Origin of the sequence: Salinarchaeum sp. IM2453, from assembly GCF_019693215.1 — an archaeon.
In the GTDB taxonomy this organism is placed as follows: Archaea; Halobacteriota; Halobacteria; order Halobacteriales; family Salinarchaeaceae; genus IM2453.
In genome coordinates this window covers 25,825-45,306 of record NZ_CP081183.1, presented here as the reverse complement: position 1 = coordinate 45,306, position 19,482 = coordinate 25,825, and the positions used below count along the sequence as shown (strand labels likewise).

Genomic DNA, 19,482 nt, shown 5'->3' with positions numbered 1-19,482 from the left:
GGAAACACAGTAACGGCAAATATTTCGACGTGAATTGAACAGATGTTATTCAAATCACGCTCACTGTCACTGTTGACTATACAAAATTTAATTTACCAGAATATTATTAAACTAGTGTACAGTGAGTACTCGATTTGATGTCACTCCATGTTTCTTATTCCTTATAGTTTCATATATGTCCTATTGTGCGTACTATCTTTCCCCTGAGAACCATACGGTACACTGATATGTATGCTATATTTGCCGCATTTCCGGATGTCTGTGAGGTAGTTCCACAAGTTTTTTAATATATACACATGATTGGAACAACGATACTGCCATGTCAGATGATGGCTTTCCAACCGACTACGAAATCGCACAGTCGGTAGATCTTGACCCGATTGAAGACATTGTAGAACCGTACGGCGTCGATGCCGACGACCTTGAACTGTATGGTGATTATAAAGCCAAACTTTCACTTGACGCTGTCAACCGACTCAAAGAAGAGGATACTACTGGTGATGAGAATCTGGTCCTTGTCACAGGGATGACGCCGACTCCGCTTGGAGAAGGAAAGACCGTTACGACTGTTGGTCTTAGCCAGGCACTTAATCATCTTGATGAAAGTGCCGTCTGTGCAATCCGTGAACCTTCGCTCGGTCCAGTGTTTGGCGTCAAAGGTGGGGCAGCTGGTGGAGGATACTCACAGGTCCTCCCAATGGAGGATATTAACCTCCACTTCACCGGCGATCTGCATGCATTGACCTCTGCTCATAACCTGATTGCAGCAATGCTTGATGCTCATATCTCCAAGGGCAATGAGCTGAACATTGACTCAACTATGATCGAGTGGAAGCGTGCGCTTGACATGAACGATCGTGCCCTACGAGAGACCGTCGTTGGCCTCGGTGGCTCAACGAATGGTGTAACTCGTGAAGATGGATTCATGCTCACTGCCGCTTCCGAACTGATGGCTGTTCTGGCACTTGCTGACAGCATTGAAGATCTCAAAGACCGTGTTGGTCGTATTATTGTCGCGTATGATGAGGATAACAACCCGGTTACTGCTGATGATATTGAAGCTACTGGTCCTGTGGCAATGCTTCTCCGAGATGCACTGCAACCAAATGTTGTCCAGACCATCGAGGGCACACCGGCACTGATTCACGCTGGCCCGTTCGCTAACATTGCGCACGGAACAAACTCACTCATCGCTGATGAAGCTGCATTTGGAATGGCTGATTGGGTTGTTACAGAAGCAGGGTTCGGATCTGACCTTGGGGCTGAGAAATTCATGAACGTTGTCTGCCGGTTTGGTGATATGGAACCAGATGCAACGGTTATCGTTTCATCTTGCCGCGCTCTGAAGTACCACGGCAAAGATATGTGGCCAGCTGACACAGATGCCCTTGAAGAGGAAGACGTCGAGGCTGTTAAGGCTGGACTTGAAAACCTTGACCAGCACATTGAGAATCTACAGAAATTCGGTTCGCCAGTCGTGGTTGCAATCAATCGCTTCCCATTTGATACTGACGAGGAGATTGAGGCGGTTGTTGAGCATTGCCGTGAGGACCTTGGTGTCAACGTTGCTGTTTCTGAAGTCTTTGCAAACGGTGGCGAAGGTGGTGTTGACCTTGCAGAAGAGGTTATGGATGCTGCCGAGAACCAGCCGACAGACTTCCAGCATCTATACGACACTGAGGATTCAATCAAAGAGAAAATCGAAACTGTTGCTACCGAAATCTACGGCGCTGAAGATGTCAACTATTCCAGTGGGGCAGAAGACGACATCGAACGGATGGAGGAGCTCGAACTTGACGATATCCCAATCGTGATGTCGAAGACTTTCCACTCGTTCAGCGATGATCCAAGTAAGAAGGGTGCGCCAGAAGGATGGGAACTTGATATCCGTGAGGTATACCCATCCGCCGGAGCCGGGTTCCTTGTTGTCCTAACTGGTGACGTCATGGTAATGCCTGGACTCCCAGCCCGACCTGCAGCAGCTGACATGGACATCGACTCTGAGGGCAATATCTCAGGACTGTTCTAAATCAGCCCAGCTACTCTCTTCTTTTATTATTACTGATACACGTCAATAGCCGCTGACGGACTCAAGCAGCGGCCGTTTGCGGTGGCAACGAAATCAACCATCAGGGCTTTGACTGGAGGAAGAATAACAACAAAACGGATTGATTTTGGGATATCTGAGACGCTCCTACTCTGATCAATCAAGAATGTAGTGTCTGCAGAACTGCTTGGATGAGTGCTAGCTCAGCTAGTCGTCGGCTGGCTCTGCCTCTGAGCCCACTTTTTCGATGTCAACTCCGACTTCGCCAGCATTGGCTGAGGCTGCCTTGAATTCTGGGATCTTTGCTTTCGGATCCAACGCATCATTTGTGATTCGGTTGATTGGTGCATCTGGGAAGTGGAACGTTGACCAGAGTACTCCTTGCTTTGTCTCATCTGTAACCTCTGCTTTCAGCTCGACCTCTCCACGTGGTGAAGAGAGCACGACCATGTCACCATCTTCGATACCTTGGTCCTCTGCGTCGTTTGGATGAATATGTACGAAGTTTTCTGGTGCAACACGATTGAGCATATCTGACCGTGTACTCATCGATCCTGTATTGAAATGCTGCTCAATTCGTGCTGTTGTCAGTACGAATGGATACTCTTCTGATGGTGTCTCATCTGGTTCAATATGGTCCACTGCTCGGAACTTACCCAACCCATTCTCGGTCTCAAACTCATCCTCATAAAGGTATAACTCGCCTTCATCTTCTTCACTATAGCATGGCCATTGCACACCTTCTTCTCCGATTCGGTCCCATGTTATTCCTCGATATATCGGTGCAACCTCTCGAAGCTCTTCGAAGGCGTCTTCTGGACTATCATAGTCCCATCCCGAGTCAAACAATCGCGACCCGATCTCAACAAGGATGTCGAAGTCTTGGCGAGTATTCTCGTGAACCTTTGTTGCTGGTCGCATTAATTGCACGCGACGATCCGTATTCGTTACCGTGCCGTGAGATTCTGCCCAAGACGTCGCCGGAAGAACAACATCGGCGAGTTCGGCAGTTTCTGTCATAAATATATCCTGTGCGACAACAAATTCCATCTCATTAAATCCTTCTTCAATTCGATCACTGTTTGGCTCACTTCGTACGGGATTTTCCCCAAGCACGTAGGCACCAAAGACATCTTCACCTGCTCCGTGTGCAACCTCGACATGTGTCAGTCCTGGCTCCTCTGGGATTTCAAAGCCCCAAATCTCTTCGACAGCTTCGCGCTCTTCTTTGTCATCCACCGGCCGATACCCAGGCAGTACGCTCGGGAGCCCACCAACATCACTCGCACCTTGTACATTGTTCTGCCCTCGTAGTGGGTTTACTCCTGTACCAGGTCGACCGACTTGCCCTGTTGCAAGAGATAAGTTAATCAGGTTCTGCACATTGTCAACACCACAGCGGTGCTGGCTCATACCCATTCCAGTAAAGATTGCTCCGTTGCTGGCTTCAGCAAATTTGCGAGCTGCTGTTTCGATATCTTCAAGATCAACCTCAGCGATTTCTGCGGCCTCTTCTTTGTCAAAGTCAGCAAGCCGTTCTTGTAGCTCTTCGAATCCTTCCGTTCGGCTTTCGATAAACTCCTCGTCGTATAGATCTTCTTCGAGAATGGTTTTCAGAACTGCATTTAACAGCGGAATGTCTGTTCCTGGCTTATGCTGGATGTGAAGGTCAGCATCTCGTGATAGTTTATTCTCATGAGGGTCAACCTGAATTACAAATGTGCCGTCACTTGCAGCTTGCTTGAAATAGTTATTATACGCTACTGGGTGATTTTCAGCAGGGTTTGAGCCCTGAATCCAGTACACATCAGACGACTCTTCTAGATCTTCCATGCTGTTGGTCATTGCACCCATCCCAAAGCCTTCTCCGAGTGCCACAACAGTCGATGCATGGCAAAGCCGAGCACAGTTGTCGACATTGTTTGTTCCAAGCTGACGAGCTAGCTTTTGATAGACATAATTTTCTTCATTTGTCAGCTGTGACGATGCGAAAAAGCCCAAGGCATCTGCTCCGTGCTCGTCAGTAATTCGTTCCATCTCTGAGACCACACGGTCAATTGCTTCGTCCCAGCTCGCTTCGCGGAACTCGCCGTCTTCTTTAATTAGAGGCGTCGTCAATCGATCTTCATGTGTTACAATATCATCTGCTGACATCCCTTTGATACAAAGTGCCCCTTCGTTGACGGGATTGTCCTGCCATCCACTCAAATTAACATCTGACCCATTCTCTGTGGGCTCTAACTCAATTCCGCAACCCACACCGCAATATGGACATATGGTCTTGGCTGGCTCTTGACTCATGTATCTAATCTATCTAAAACTGCATTTCTTAGCATATATAAGTGGTGGATTTCTCTATTTTGTCCGCTTAGTGCGGCAAGATGCCTCAGTCGTTCGGAGTATAATTAATACAAATGTTGTTCTGTGAATCACAGAGCACCTCAAACTTGACTGCTTTTGGACTTGATCCCGAAGCAGTTGGCGATCACCTGTTGGCTGCTTCGTGCATTCGATCAGCAATTTTGCTTGCAGTTGAGAGTCCTTTTTCTATTGCTGTTGCGTAATTCTTGATCTTTTGTGGTATCCCTAGAATGTATAATCCTGCATCTTGCTCGATTGCTGTTATCGATTGCTCTCGTGCAACTGTACACAACCGTGTCTGTAATTCTTCGTCGATATCTCCGATAACAAAGGTCAGCATTGGTCCCGTATCATTACTTGTTGCTGTTTCCACTCCTCGTGATCGATACCGAGCTAGCTCTCGTTGACTAACGTTTGTCAACTCGATCACTGCAGGTGAGTCTGGCTGTGTTACACGATTATCCCCAAGTGCATGCGCGACCTTGACAACATCATGCGTTTCCGGTGTGTCGTGGGTCCGAATAATGTGTGCTCCCCGCTCTACTTCCATCGTTGCCGCTGCTAAACTGACTGCTAATTGCTTATCTGTATCAAGCTTGCCAGCAAGCGCTCCAAGAAAATCTTCTCGGTTTGTTGCTGTCAGAATTGGACGACCGAATGCTCGAAATTCACGAAGCCGACGGAACATCTCCCAGTTATCCTCGAAGGTCTTCTTATCATACCATCCACCAAATGCTGGATCAATGATTGTCCGATCAGTAAATCCATCACGTTCCAGTGCAGCGAACACGTCATCAATTGTCTTCAATGCCCCCGGTTTAGTCAGATCCGAAGGGCTTGCCATCTTGATGACTGGTACATCGTGTGCCTCAACAGTAGGCTTCATCTCTGGATCAGCAAACCCACACACATCATTTATAATATCAAACCCATATCCGATCGCTTCCTCGGCCACCTCGGCATATCGGGTTTCCAGTGAAAACAGAACATTCGATTCGACATAATCGAGAATCGGAGCCACATCTTCCAGCCGGTCAAGTTCCTTCTCAATTGCCTTTGCCTTATATTTTGGATTTGCTGACTGCAATCCAATATCGATAATATCGGCCCCTGCTGGCACAAGCTCTTCATCAATATGCTGAGCTGCCTTTTCTGCATCAAGATAGACACTTGGTTTGTACCCAGACTGCTCGCTCATATTTAGGACACTCATTACGCGTGGAGGGTGTCCATCGCCAACCGGCATCCCATCGATTGTTACGGTCTTCATTGCTTGGATAGATGTTTGGTGTCAGGTTGCATAACCTTGCTGTCTGGACGCCAGATTGGCCTCTGATACTTATAGAAATTGCGAGGCAAAACCCCACTCCTTTGTAGGTGGGAGGAGGTCAAGGAAGGTTACCGTCCTCAATCCAGTCGACAATGTCAAGATTTGTTGCTGTATCGTACAGCCTGTTCCAGCGTTGTTTTTGATCAACATCTGTTGCTGTCAATGCTGCAGCGAGCTGTTCTGTTGTACCGGGAATGTCATGTGGATTTACCGTATATACTCCCTCCAGATACTCACTGACTCCAGCATACTTGCTTAATACAAGTTTCCCAGGAGTGGCCTTCCCTCTGGCGAATACATATTCTAATGCAGTGAGGTTCAACCCGTCTGCGACAGGAGTGACCATACAGAGATCGCCCATAGACAGTAATCCGAGTACCTTTGATCGGGGATCTGTCTGTTCTCGATAAATAATTGGCTGCCAGTCGTTGGTTCTGAACCGATCATTAATTCGATTGATCGTTTCTCGGATCTGTTGTTGGTGTTGCCGATATGCTGGAATCTGCTCGCGAGTTAGTGTTCCTTTCTGTAGTAACCGAACCTTTCCATGTAACTCTGGATGTGTCTCAAGCAGATGCTCAATAGTCCGTAATCGATGAAGGATTCCCTTCGTATAATCGAGACGATCAACAGCAACGATTATTGTCTCCGCATCCGTTATTCTGTGATTTCCTCGAAGTGCTGTCTGAAACATTCGGCTTCCTTCCGTTCCAACGCTGGATTCAATTTCAGTTTGATCAACGCCGACCGGCGAAACGTACGTTTCTGTTGTTCCATATCGTGATTCAATTCGACCATTGCTGTGAACAGTTACATCTACCTCGTCTTCCCGTACAGTATCAATAAACGAGGTTCGATACTGTTCAGTATGGAATCCAATGCGGTCCGTTGCAAGCAGCCCGTGGAGCAGCATTACTGATTCTGGAATCCGACGAAACACAGAATCTGGTGGCCACGGGATGTGCCAGAAGTGCTGCACAGTCACTTCTTCTGTATATTCATCTAGGAACTTCGGTACAAGTGCAAGATGATAGTCCTGCACCCAGATTACCTCCGTCTGATTGGTCATTGTTTCTGCTGTGGCTGCTGCAAATCGCTGGTTAACGGTCTGGTATGTCTCCCAGTATCCCGGGTTCACATTTACCCGGCTGAGCAATTGATGACAGATTGGCCACAGTACTTGATTACTATATCCATAGTAATACTTAGCTATCTCCTCGTCTGATAATTTCACCCGTTTCAAGGTGTAGCTAGGATTATCAGGCGGTACAGAAACTGATTGATCGGTTGTGACTGTAAAATCTGCATCACCGCTGCCCCATGCAATCCATGTTCCTGACTGTTGCTGTAGTACCTGATCAAGCGCAGCAGTTAGTCCTCCTGCTGGTGATCGAACAGCATCCTGATCTTCATGGATGTATGGTTCCCGATTCGAAAGAACGATTAGCTCCGTGTTTTTGAATTCATCCTTCATGGATAATTAGTTAGCCATCAATAGACCGAGGATTTGGCTGTACATACTCAACTAGTTGAAATTCTGTGTATTCATGTACTGTTTGAATCTTCCAATCTGTTCCAAGATATGGAAAAACTCGCGATCCGTGGTCATATTCTGGTATTTCAGAAATTAATACTCGGTTAGTGTAGGGTAAAAACAGTGAGTAAATCGACTGTCCGCCGATAATATACACTCGATCACTATACTGTTCTGCTTCCATTACTGCCTCACCAACTGAAGACACGTATATTGCGCCTGTTTCAGATGAATACTGTGGCGACCTCGTGACAACAATCGGAATAGTTGTTGGGATTTTACCCATCTGATCATATGTTTTCCGGCCTACAATAACTGGATGATCACGAACACGACGTTTGTACTGGTTATGATCTTCTTCATAATGCCATGGTATGTCTTCTCCGTCTCCAATCACCCCATTCTTTGCAACACCGGCAATTGCGACGAGCTCGACCATATCATTAATGTGATGATGAAGGCTTGAACGTGTTTCGTCACTCAAGCAAGGATTTATTGAACGCTACGAAAGTAATTGTGCGATAGCCTGATAACGGCATATATTCACGATCGTATACTACTTATTCTTCATATTCCTCATTTTGAGTTCCCGTTCCGTTCGCTCCAGTCGATATTTCCTATTCCCTCTGCGATAAGTGGTCGCTTAGGACCCATTCAATTTGATTCAACTGTGGGATTGTAGTCAACAAGCGCCTGAGTCGAACCTTTGCACGGGCAGCCAAGGCGACTGCTCCGGGGGTAATGTTTTCGTTGTGGTCGACGGCAAGCGTGGGCTTTGGGGCATTTTCGATGAGCGATGTGAACAGTGATTTCCAGTAATCGCGTTCCGCTTTTGCTTGCTCTAATTCATCCTCCATCTCAAAATCTGGTTTCATCAACTGGTCATTGCAGGTATTCTGGTGTTAAACTATGTGGCAATGTGGATATTTACCAGCACCAACTCAAAGAAATGACAGGCGTTCATTCTGTCATACAGGTGTCCTCTGACAGCTGGTGTGAACTGCCTCGGGATCAAGCCCTGTGGCATTCGTCTCGAATTTCTGTAAATCACACTAATATAGCACACGATAAGCGAATCAATCAGTTGTGAAATACTGCAATTATTTTACTTTGTTTTCTTTTTGGCTAAATTTAGCATTTAGAGCATGTTTGAATCTTCAAAACTGCGGACGTATGAAATAATAATGGTCTATAGACTAACAAAATTGCAATATATGACCTGTATGAAAAATATTTGTGTGCTTTTGCTGTTATCCATGATATGAGTTCGCGTCACACTAATGCTGAATCGTCTCCAGACGACGAACATGCTGCTGTTGATGTCCTCCTACTTTCTCAACAGCAAACTGTTGAAGCTGGGGTGACCGATATGTCGGCGTGTATTGAGACGATGGAGCAGGTATTTCGGCTACTATCGGAGAATCGAGTTGTTATGGGCGGGGGTATTGCTCCTGACCAAGCAATTCATGGTCATTTAACTGTCTTTCCTGAAGATCCGCCACATCCAGATATTCCTGAAGGAGGACCTGACCGTCGGTTCAGCGCGATGCCAGCATACGTTGGCGGGGATATCGATAAGATGGGCTTGAAATGGTACGGGTCAAATGTTAATAACCCATCTGAATCAGGCCTCCCCCGATCAATGCACGTTATTATTCTTAATGACCCGGAGACGGGGGCACCACTAGTGATGATGGATGGACAAGCAGAAAGTGCAATGCGGACTGGAGCAGTTGCTGGCCTTGGCGCCCGGCATATCAAAGGTAGCAGAGCAGACACAGCAACAATTATCGGTCCTGGTGTAATTGGTCAGACAGCCGCTCTTGCACTGGATGCAGGACTTGACAATCTCTCTGATCTGTATGTCTCACACCCTGAACAGTACAAAGCTGAGAAGTTCAAGACTGCAATGCAGGACGACATAGACGCAACAATAATCCCGACTGATGACAACAGATTCGCAGCCAATCACAGCGATGTCATTGTATCCGCTGCTTCTGGCAGCCCTCCACCAAAGTTTAAGCCACAGTGGATGAAAGATGATGCGTTGTTAATTCCACTTGGAGACATTGAACTCCAGTCGCTGTCTGCATTTGATCCAGATGGTATCTTCTGTGACTATCCTGAGAATGACCTAGAGATTGCTCGTCACATCGACTGGGATGTTGTCGAAGCGCTTGGGGCAGCAGTCGACTATAATATCGGAATGGAACTTCATCCAGATGATTTGCGTGGCATTAGTGACCTTATTACAAGCTCGCACGTAATTCGACCGGAAGGCCGGTCGATATTTTACCCGCTTGGGTTACCGATGGAAGATGTTGGATGGGCTAACCATGTGTATGAGACAGCAGTCAAAGAAAACATAGGAACCACTCACACCCTGCTCGAACAACCATACTTCCAAAAGCCATACTGAAAACAATGAATATTACAATCATCGGTGGCGGTATTTTTGGTACGGGAATCGCGTACTTTCTAAAGCGTCTTGACCCCGATTGTGAAGTACAGCTCTTTGAACGACAAGATATCGCGGGGGGATCAACAGGAAACTCAGCAGGGATCGTTCGCCATCATTACTCGAACGCGTGTCACATTGAGGCAGCAAAGCGTGGCCGAGAAATTCTCGAGAATCTCCCAGCATTGATCGACACACATGGCGGGTTCCATCAGTGTGGCTATCTGATCATGGCAGGTGCTGAAAACGAAGCACAATTCCGACGCAATATTGAATTGCAGCAGGAGCGGGACATTGATGTTGAGCTCTTGGCACCGGATGAAATTACAGACTATATGCCGGCAGTTGATACCACGGGAATTACTGTCGGTGCTATTGAGCATGAAGGTGGCTTTGCTGATCCATATATGGTGGCCTCTGGATTCTCACGTAAAGCGGCGGAACTTGGGGTAAACATTCATACAAACACGCCGGTGACAGATATTGAAATGGACGGAAGCAGGGCTGTCGCAGTTCACGCTGGCAATGAAAGGTACGAAACAGACCTTGTTGTCAACGCTGCCGGTGCTGGAAGCGGCGCTATTGCCGCGATGGCCGGCGTTGAATTGCCGATAACAGGTTATGAAGTGAAAGTGTGTATCTTTGATCCACCGGAACCGTATACTCCTGACTACCCAGTTATTTCTGACGTAGAAACTGGACTATACGCTAAACCAGAGACCAATGGTCAGTTTATTGCCGGCGGAATGGAACGAGAAACAGGTCACAAAAAAGTCACAGCACGAACCGAATTGGATGGCGTACAATCTGACGATGTAATGCGCATGGGCGAACTACTGGACCGACGGATTCCATCGTTTGTCGAATCTGGGGTTGCTGGTGACTGGAGTGGGGTTATTACTGCACCTCCAGATTGGCATGAATTAATCGGTATCCCAGAAGGCGTTGAGAATATGTATCTTGCCACCGGAGGAAGCGGCCATGGATTCAAAGAAGGACCCGGATTTGCTGAATCTATTGCTCAAGATCTGCTTGGACAATCTCCTACCATTGATTTAGACCGCTACCACCCCCAACGGTTTGCCAATGGCAACGAGTTTACAGGCGGATATGATGACGGAAGCCGATCCTAATTTTCCACAGTCAAAGACGTATTTATTTACTGTGGCTATGCTACCTACAAAAAGGCAGGCAGAGCGCCTTTGGGCCTGATATTAAGCACTCACATTTCGCTGTTATGTCGTTGATCTGTATTCTGACCAGCTTTTATACTTATCGGAACCTCAATAATGGGCATGAGTATGGAAGCCTCCCAGTATGATAACGAACTGACCTATCAGACGTACCGAGAAAACGATGATCTTGAGGCTTTCCATGAGGCGTATGATGGCGCTGTGCAGTCGATCAAGGCTGATCTCGGGGAAAGTTATCCGCTGCGCATTGATGGCAAACCAGTCACCACTGACAGGTCGTTTTCCGTGGATTCCCCCGGCGATACAACCCGCCAAATCGGAACGTTTGCGGTCGGTGATTCATCTGAAGTTGACGATGCAGTCGCTGCTGCGACCGCCGCACAACCAGCCTGGGAGGCTATGGATCCATCATCACGGGCCGAGCTATGCACCCGGGTTGCTGACCAACTTAGAGATCGAAAGTTCGAGTTTGCGGCAACTCTCTCACTTGAAAATGGAAAAACCCGAATCGAAGCAATGGCCGATGTTGATGAGGCGATTGACTTCCTTGAGTTTTATAGCCGCGAGATTACAGCCGCAGATGGGTATCGGTTTGATACCGGTGAGCCGACGCCTGGACAACATACAACTAATCTTCTTCGTCCCTATGGCGTATTCGGTGTTATCTCGCCGTTTAATTTCCCACTTGCAATCTTAGTTGGAATGACGACTGGCGCACTTATCACCGGAAATACTGTGGTACTAAAGCCAGCCGAAGCTACACCACTCGTCGCACACAAGGTGATGGATCTGTTTGAGGAAGCAGGAATTCCTGATGGTGTCCTCAACCTCGTGACTGGCGATGGGCCAACAACTGGCCAACCATTAGTCGAGCACGAAGCTGTCGACGGAATTGCATTCACTGGCTCTCGGGCGGTTGGAGTCGGTATTGAACGAACTTTTCAGGAACTCGGCAAGCGTGGCCCGGTTATCGCAGAACTTGGAGGTAAGAACCCTGTGATCGTCAGTGATGAGGCCGACCTTGACGCTGCAGTGAATGGGGTGATGAAAGGTGCATTCTCCTTTGCCGGACAAAAATGTTCAGCGACCTCTCGAGTATATGTCTATGAGAACATTGTCGATTCATTTACCGACCGCCTTGTCGAAGAAACCGAAAACTTAGTCGTTGGCCAGCCGACCGATCGCGAAACCTTTGTCTCACCGTTAATCGATGATGAAGCGGTTGACCGCTATCGAGAGATCTCAACGCAAGCACGATCCGATGGAACTGTTCTAACTGGCGGTTCTGTTATCTCTGATTCTGACCTTCCAGACGGTAGATACGTTGAACCGACGGTTGTTACCGAGATTCCTCATGAGCACAGCCTCGCTCGTGAGGAGCATTTTGTACCGTTTGTGACGATCCACCCGGTGTCTGGACTTGATGCGGGGATTGAAAAGTCAAATGACAGTGAATTTGGTCTGTGCGCCGGGCTATTCTCGGAAGACGAGTCAGAAATTGAACAGTGGTTTGACGAAATTGAAGCTGGTATGTGCTATGTCAATAGAAAACAGAGCGCAACAACAGGAGCCCTTGTACAGGCTCAGCCATTCGGCGGTTGGAAGTTCTCAGGGACGACCGGGAAGTTCGCAGGAGGATACTGGTATCTCCAACAATTCATGCGTGAACAGAGCCGCACTCGCGTGCGATAGATTAGTGTCAGACACTCAGAACTATACACACCATCGTGGGCAGAAATAGTCAGCTGCTATCATACGGAGGCTGACTCTTCATCCATGGTAATCGCAGTCTGTATTACTCTGGCCGCCGTTGATAACGGTAAAATGACACGTGTAAGTGTTATCGGCTGTGGAAATATGGGTGGCGCTTTTCTCAAGGGCCTCTCTCAGAGTGGATCACATCACCTAACAGCAATTGACCTCGACCCCGAAGCGCGTGAATCGGTTGCTGCACACGCTTCAGAAACAACTGCTGATGTTGAAGCGGCAGCGGCGTCCGATGTCGTTGTTCTCGCCGTCAAACCGGATATTGTAGCGACAGTACTTGATGAACTTACTCTTTCAGAGGAGCAGACACTTATCACGCTTGCCGCAGGGGTTTCCCGTGACTTTGTTGCTAAACGGACTGACGCCTCAGTTGTTAGAGTCATGCCTAATCTTGCCGCCGAAACCGGAAACATGGCAGCGGCAGTAACAAAGACCGGCGTAACCGACGAAATACGGGCGTTGCTTGACGAACTGGGCGAATTCGCCGAGATTGATGAAGAGTTGATGGATATTGCGACCGCAGTAAACGGAAGTGGTCCTGCATTTGTCTTTTACCTCATCGACGCAATGAAACAGGCAGGCATCAACGGTGGCCTTGACCCCGATGCGGCTGAGCGGCTCGCTGCACAGACATTCAAAGGAGCGGCTGAGACGGTGCTCAGAGATGATCGGAGTGTTGACGAACTTATTGACGCTGTCTGCTCACCCAATGGAACGACAATTGAGGGCATGAATGTCCTTTGGGACAGTGATGCTGACAAGGCGGTCATGGCGGCTGTTGGTGCAGCTGAGCGTCGGTCACAGGAAATTGCAGCAGCGTTCAATGAGGAGTAATTCCTTACTAGATTTGGTAGATAAACCTATTGTGTATTTGGCTGGATTCGACTGTGTGAATTCGTTCACAGCTACGGATTTTTGCGTGGACTACCCCTGCTTACTCACGTATCACTGATGCGGTCGGTCCCTGAGACAGGAGCTTCCTGGTTGAACGAGGATGTCGGTCGTGAGTTATTCCGCAGGTGCAAAGTACGGCAATGAGTATAATCCTCCCCTGCTCAAGCCACGGTATATAAAACACGGAAAGAGAAGTATTACCTTCTGAGAAAAGTATCAGAAAGGTGTCTAGAATGGGGTCGGAGGGATTTGAACCCCCGATCGACTGATATCCCCGATGCGCCTCGGAACTCCAGATAGTCTTCCTTGCTCCCGGTGATCAAGCGGGGGCTCTGTATATCAGATCGGTCGTCAGAGGCGCGATCTCTGGAGTCAGTCGCCTTCCCGGACTAGGCCACGACCCCGGCATCACTATGTTTGTCGGATTGTATTTTATGCGTTTCGATTAGCAATGAGAATAAACAAAAAATCAGTTCCATGCCAACAGCTATCATTCCTGAATTATTATATACGGATATGGCAGGCGAATCTATTCAGCAGCTTTCGAAAGGCGACAAAGCCCCTCCGTTTACGCTCAAAGGAACAGACAACGATCATTACACCCTTGACTCGTTTACCGACAATGAGGCCCTGCTGATCATCTTTACCTGCAATCATTGTCCATACGCAAAAGCGAAGTTCGATCTGTTAAACGAGATTGCAACCGAGCATGATGAGGTTGCAGTCGTTGGCATCAATTCAAACGATGCTGAGGAGTACCCCGATGACTCATTTGAGAATATGCAGGAACTCGTGGAGAACGGTACGATTCAGTACGACGCATATCTATTTGATGAAACGCAAGATGTCGCCAAACAGTATGGAGCAGTTTGTACACCTGACCCGTTTTTATTTGCTATCGAAGATGAAACGCCAAAGCTCGTCTATCACGGTCGGCTTGATGATGCACTAAGTCCACAAGAAACGCCGACGCAGTTCGAAATTCATGATGCAATTGACGCTGTCCTCAACGATGAACCAGTTGAGTTAGAGTTCAAGCCGTCCCGTGGCTGTACAATTAAGTGGAAAGAAGACAACGAACCTGACTACTGGTCCGAGATCTAGCATCGGTTTCGAGAGGTTTAAGAAACACCCTCCGATATTATACGGTGCGGGCCGGTAGATCAGTGGTAGATCACTCCCTTGGCATGGGAGAGGCCCGGGGTTCAAATCCCCGCCGGTCCATCTTTCTTTTCGCGTATTTTTCACGCTAAAACAGCTGAATTTACTGGATCAGATTCTGTGCACATAGACACTTATGAGACACGCTACCAATAGGTAATATGGCAGATACATCACCAGCTACCCAGTCACTCCGTAATCAAATTGACTCCTCTGAGATTGCCGTCATGCCTGGAGTATATGATGCTCTATCAGCCATGTTGGCTGAACAAGCAGGATTTGAGGCAGTCTTCACATCTGGATTCAGTATCTCTGCAACTAAACTCGGTAAGCCAGACATCGGGCTGTTAACCATGTCGGAAAATATCGAACGCATTCGATCTATCACGAATGCTATTTCGACACCACTTGTTGCTGATATGGACACTGGATACGGAAATGCGCTCAACGTACGACGAAGCGTCAATGAAGCAATCGATGCTGGCGTTGCCGGAATCATTCTTGAAGATCAGCAATGGCCCAAGCGATGTGGACACATGCGTGAGAAAAGCGTTGTCCCAGCCACGGAACACGCACAACGTATTCAGGCTGCAGCAGATGTTCGCGCAGAGTCAGATACTGATATTATCATCATTGGTCGAACAGACGCTCGCGAGCCGCATGATCTCGATGAGGCACTTCGACGAGGTCATATGTATGCAAACGCTGGCGCAGATGTGATTTTTGTCGAAGCGCCTCAGTCGCGTGACGAACTTGAAACAATTGCCACTGAGTTCGATCAACCAACCTTTGCAAACATGATTGAAGGCGGGAAAACGCCGTACTTACCATATAATGAACTTGCATCAATTGGATTTGACATTGTTGTCTATCCGCTCTCTGCCCTATTTGCGGTCACACAGACACTTGCAGATACGTTCGAGCAACTCCAGACAACAGGCACAACAACGGATCGTGCTGCAGTTGAGTTTGATCGTTTTGATGAGATTATTAACGCTAACATGTATCGTGAACAAGAGAAAAGATATGGCTCACTTGATGAAGAATCATTTACTGATAGTCAAGAAACGTGAGCAAACGGTGGTTAATATCTGCAAACCTTCGTCTGTGTCAACTACCCCGCGCACGGTGGCGTGGGGCTTGTCAGTAAACTCGGGCTCCTCAGGTGGAGACTTCTGTCTATATTCTGTTCAGAACCAATTGGATATCCAATGATTGTATGTATCTCAACGTGAGTGAAAAAATCGTCAACAAATAAGTATCAGCGCAACAAAGATTCATACATGATCGAAGTAAGCGAAACAATTGTTTTAGATCACTCTCGCGAAGACGTGTTTGAGTTTCTTGATGACCCGCATAATCATCACCAGATTACCCCAAGTCTGGAACGTGTTGAGAATATTGAACGGCTAGATAATGGCGGTAAACGTATTGATCATACATTCAAGATTGGTGGAATTAAATTGGACGGGGAGTTGGTACAGACTGTCCATGAGCCACCGGAGCGGATGGTCTTTGATATGCGGGGCCAACTTGAAGGTGAAATCCGGCTAGACATCAAAGAGACCGAAGCTGGAACTGAGGTAACGTATTCCGCTGGATATGACCTCCCCGGAAACATTATTGAACGACTTGCCCGACCGTTTGTCGAAAAATACAATGAACGGGAACTCACAACGACACTAGAAAACTTAAAAACGCGACTTGACTCTGCTGAACAACCGGCTTGAGGTAGTCAATTACGCCTTCAGTGAAGTACATCGGGTCAAGCTCCGAGGCAATCGGCCTGTTTCTCTGTGGACTAGAATACCATTTCACCGGCTGATCGGGTATTACACTTTCTAAATTCTTTATGAATAATCAGTAGAATTATGTGGCAACCGTAGTCAATATAGCAGATATGAAGGCTGTTCAACTGCTGGAGCATAGCACATCAACTGATGTACTCACATATGAGGACTACCAGGACCCATCTCCCGGCCCTGAAGAAGTTCTTGTCGACATCAAGGCCGCAGCTCTGAACCATCTAGATATTTGGACACGACGAGGCCTTCCGATGCTTGACTTGGAGATGCCGCATATTCCTGGCAGCGACGGTGCTGGTATCGTAACTGATGTTGGTGATGACGTAACCCGTTTTGATGTCGGGGATCACGTAGCTGTTAGTCCCGGTGTTTCCTGCGGCAAGTGTGAGTTTTGCCGTGATGGTGATCCAACGCTCTGTGATTCATATCAAATTCTTGGCGAGCATCGACCTGGCGTCCATGCAGAATCCGTTGTATTACCTGAAACCAATCTAGTCCCTGTCCCAGACCACGTTGATTGGGAAGTTGCTGGGTCATCAGCGCTGGTGTTTCAGACTGCTTGGCGTATGCTACTGACACGAGGTGAACTTGATCCCGGTGAATCGGCTCTTGTCTTGGGGGCGTCTGGTGGTGTCGGCCATGCTGCTGTACAAATCGCTGACCATGCTGGGGCCGAGGTGTTTGCAACAGCCTCATCTGAAGAGAAACTTGAGCACGCGGCAGACTGTGGGGCTGATCATCTCATCAATTACGAAGAAGATGACTTTGCAAGCGAAATCCATGAACGAACCGATGGCCGCGGCGTCGATATGGTTGTTGATCACATTGGAGCAGAAACATACAAAGACTCGCTAAAATCATTGGTCAAAGGCGGTCGTGTCGTCACATGTGGTGCAACAACTGGTGGGAACCCAGGTGCTGGTCTTAATCGTATTTTCTGGAATCAGCTGTCGGTTATCGGATCAACAATGGGTACTCCAGGCGAGGTCGATGATGTTCTAGAACTTGTCTGGGATGGAACCTTCGAACCACGAATCCGAGATACGCTGCCGATGAGTGAGATCCAGCGTGCACACGAAATGATCGAAAACCGTGACGGATTTGGAAAAGTCGTTGTTGTCCCGGATAGTGAGTACGAATAACAGAGTTTTTCCTTAGTACCTATTCCTCAATAAGTTGCTTTTCTGATTGCTGAAGCTCAACGTCTGAGAAAACAAATTTTGCCCCGCCGCTTTCACCTTCGTCAACAGTAATCTTCCATCCATGCCCTGTCGCAATCGCCTCAACAATCGATAACCCTAGTCCAGTACCAGCTGATACAGTCGAATAGCCCATCTCGAAGAGGTGGTCTTTTTGTTCGGCGTCAATTCCAGTACCATCGTCAGCCACGTAAAACCCATCTTGTGTCGTATCAACCACCACCGTATCGGCACTTCCGTGTTCAATCGCGTTTCGAAACAGGTTCTCGAACAGTTGCTGTAGTCGACTACTATCTGCTTTAATAGTACGATCTGTTTCAACTTGTAATGAAGCTTCGCCGGTCTCGACAGCGCCCCACGCTTGTTTTGTAACGACTGATAGCGGCGCTGGTTCTACGCCTGAGATACGCTGGCCCTCACGGGCGAGCATCAGCAAGTCTTCAATCATCTCATCCATTCGCTCTATCGCCTTTTCGCCCCGTTCGAGATGTTTCATCTCACCGGTCTCACGTGCCAACTCAATTGACCCAGAAAGAACGTTCAACGGGTTTCGCAGGTCATGGGACACAACGCTCGCAAACGCATCGAGCCGTTCGTTTTGCTGTGCCAGTTGTTCTTGGGCTCTTACCTCCTCGGTAATGTCTGTCAGGACAACAATCGAATCGGCGTGTGGGTCAACAGTGACTGGGACCTCTTGTTCTCGAAATACTCGCCCCTCAATTGTCACTACATCACGATCTTCCGCGTCAATGGCTTTTCCTGCTCGCTGTTGCTGGCTCGGGAGAACATCATCAACTGGTTCCCCGACGACAGTCTCTTGCTCAAGAATTTCTTCGGCGGTTTCATTTGCATCGAGAACCTGTTCATTCTCATCAACGACAAGAATTATATCGGCTATTCGATCGACAACTCTACTCCTGGAAACAGGCGCTACAGCAAAAAGATCACGAGAGAAGATCCCAACAGCGATAACTAGTCCCGTAAATGCAAACCCAATTGGTGTCGGATCTACAGTCGGGTGGGGCCATTCAAAAATAACATACCCGAGGTTGACTATCCAAGCGACCATAATGCCAGCCGTGATTAACGAAGCTTGGGCCCGATACTCAGTTCCAAGCTGTAGCCCTGTGTAAATAATAATCGTCGAACCCACGGCAAGTAATGTCCAGCCGTATATTCCATGCACCCAGTACCAAATCCCAGATGCTGTCTGTAGAACAGTCTCACCATTAAGACCGACCGTTGAAATACTCTGGTAAAATAGCCCATATGTTTGTGATGTAAGAATCATAATAACAGATAGCGCCGGGACAACCAGCAGTCCAAGTACGAGCGTTGGTGTAACTACATCTGACCTACCGGCAAAATATATGGCAAATACAGTGAATAATACCGGAGCTAATCCGGTTCCAATATGTTTTACAGATGAAAGAAAAAGGTATACTTCTGGGCTTGTGGTAAACGTTCGCAGGAACGTTCCGATTACCCAGACTGATAATGCGAACATGAATAACGAAAACGTCTGCCCGATTGGCTTACCCTTGAAATGCCGCCAGATGTAGATTCCCAAGGCTAAACTAAGTAATAATGGCCCCACGTGAAACGCCCCAATCAATAACTGCATCTCACTCATCTTTTTTTTAATCGTTACTATTAATCAAATAAATACAAATACTTGCTGATGTATTTTTGACCATTATATAATCTATTTGTTATGTATGTTCAGATAACGA

General features: G+C 47.6%; 15 protein-coding genes and 2 tRNA genes. 10 read left to right on the top strand and 7 right to left on the bottom strand.

The genetic code is table 11. The features are described from left to right. Positions 1-319: 319 nt before the first annotated feature. Positions 320-2,029, top strand: a complete 1,710-nt coding sequence (locus K0C01_RS00210) for a formate--tetrahydrofolate ligase (protein ID WP_221170080.1) — start codon at positions 320-322, stop codon at positions 2,027-2,029. 225 nt (positions 2,030-2,254) lie between these two features. Here K0C01_RS00210 and fdhF read toward each other — a convergent pair whose 3' ends face one another. From fdhF to K0C01_RS00185, 5 genes are all read right to left on the bottom strand, one after another. Continuing rightward, on the bottom strand, positions 2,255-4,348 hold the full coding sequence (fdhF, locus tag K0C01_RS00205; RefSeq protein ID WP_221170079.1) for a formate dehydrogenase subunit alpha: 2,094 nt from the start codon (positions 4,346-4,348) through the stop codon (positions 2,255-2,257). Between the two features lie 184 nt (positions 4,349-4,532). Next, positions 4,533-5,678 (bottom strand): dihydropteroate synthase, encoded by a 1,146-nt coding sequence (locus K0C01_RS00200; RefSeq protein WP_221170078.1) that lies wholly within the window; start codon positions 5,676-5,678, stop codon positions 4,533-4,535. A 118-nt stretch (positions 5,679-5,796) separates the two neighbouring features. After that, the gene (locus K0C01_RS00195) at positions 5,797-7,212 is read right to left on the bottom strand and encodes an alpha,alpha-trehalose-phosphate synthase (UDP-forming) (protein WP_221170077.1); all 1,416 of its coding nucleotides are present in this window, start codon (positions 7,210-7,212) and stop codon (positions 5,797-5,799) included. Positions 7,213-7,222: 10 nt separating this feature from the next. Next, positions 7,223-7,711: a dihydrofolate reductase gene (locus K0C01_RS00190; RefSeq protein WP_221170076.1), complete on the bottom strand. Its 489-nt coding sequence runs from the start codon at positions 7,709-7,711 to the stop codon at positions 7,223-7,225. A gap of 178 nt (positions 7,712-7,889) precedes the next feature. Further along, entirely contained in the window at positions 7,890-8,147 is a 258-nt protein-coding gene (locus tag K0C01_RS00185) for a hypothetical protein (protein WP_221170075.1), read from the bottom strand. A 386-nt stretch (positions 8,148-8,533) separates the two neighbouring features. Between K0C01_RS00185 and K0C01_RS00180 the strand changes: the two genes are divergently transcribed. The 4 genes from K0C01_RS00180 (at position 8,534) to proC (ending at position 13,524) form a co-directional block, all read left to right on the top strand. Further along, a complete protein-coding gene (locus K0C01_RS00180; protein WP_221170074.1) occupies positions 8,534-9,691 on the top strand; it encodes a Rossmann-fold NAD(P)-binding domain-containing protein in 1,158 nt (385 codons plus the stop codon). 5 nt (positions 9,692-9,696) lie between these two features. Beyond that, complete coding sequence (locus K0C01_RS00175; RefSeq protein ID WP_221170073.1) at positions 9,697-10,863, top strand: NAD(P)/FAD-dependent oxidoreductase; 1,167 nt, start codon at positions 9,697-9,699, stop codon at positions 10,861-10,863. A gap of 162 nt (positions 10,864-11,025) precedes the next feature. After that, entirely contained in the window at positions 11,026-12,615 is a 1,590-nt protein-coding gene (locus tag K0C01_RS00170) for an aldehyde dehydrogenase family protein (RefSeq protein WP_255568320.1), read from the top strand. 132 nt (positions 12,616-12,747) lie between these two features. Beyond that, on the top strand, positions 12,748-13,524 hold the full coding sequence (proC, locus tag K0C01_RS00165) for a pyrroline-5-carboxylate reductase (protein WP_221170072.1): 777 nt from the start codon (positions 12,748-12,750) through the stop codon (positions 13,522-13,524). A 294-nt stretch (positions 13,525-13,818) separates the two neighbouring features. On the opposite strand, the gene K0C01_RS00160 is transcribed toward proC, so the two are convergent. After that, positions 13,819-13,988, bottom strand: a tRNA-Trp gene (locus K0C01_RS00160). Between the two features lie 112 nt (positions 13,989-14,100). Between K0C01_RS00160 and K0C01_RS00155 the strand changes: the two genes are divergently transcribed. The 5 genes from K0C01_RS00155 (at position 14,101) to K0C01_RS00135 (ending at position 17,692) form a co-directional block, all read left to right on the top strand. After that, positions 14,101-14,688, top strand: coding sequence for a thioredoxin family protein (locus K0C01_RS00155; protein ID WP_221170071.1), 588 nt, complete (start codon positions 14,101-14,103; stop codon positions 14,686-14,688). Between the two features lie 48 nt (positions 14,689-14,736). Continuing rightward, positions 14,737-14,808 (top strand) — tRNA-Ala (locus tag K0C01_RS00150). A 98-nt stretch (positions 14,809-14,906) separates the two neighbouring features. Then, a complete protein-coding gene (locus K0C01_RS00145; RefSeq protein ID WP_221170070.1) occupies positions 14,907-15,818 on the top strand; it encodes an isocitrate lyase/PEP mutase family protein in 912 nt (303 codons plus the stop codon). Between the two features lie 210 nt (positions 15,819-16,028). Beyond that, complete coding sequence (locus K0C01_RS00140) at positions 16,029-16,475, top strand: SRPBCC family protein (protein WP_221170069.1); 447 nt, start codon at positions 16,029-16,031, stop codon at positions 16,473-16,475. Positions 16,476-16,645: 170 nt separating this feature from the next. Beyond that, a complete protein-coding gene (locus tag K0C01_RS00135; protein ID WP_221170068.1) occupies positions 16,646-17,692 on the top strand; it encodes a zinc-binding dehydrogenase in 1,047 nt (348 codons plus the stop codon). A 19-nt stretch (positions 17,693-17,711) separates the two neighbouring features. Here K0C01_RS00135 and K0C01_RS00130 read toward each other — a convergent pair whose 3' ends face one another. Beyond that, a complete protein-coding gene (locus K0C01_RS00130) occupies positions 17,712-19,382 on the bottom strand; it encodes a sensor histidine kinase (RefSeq protein ID WP_221170067.1) in 1,671 nt (556 codons plus the stop codon). Positions 19,383-19,482 lie beyond the last annotated feature (100 nt).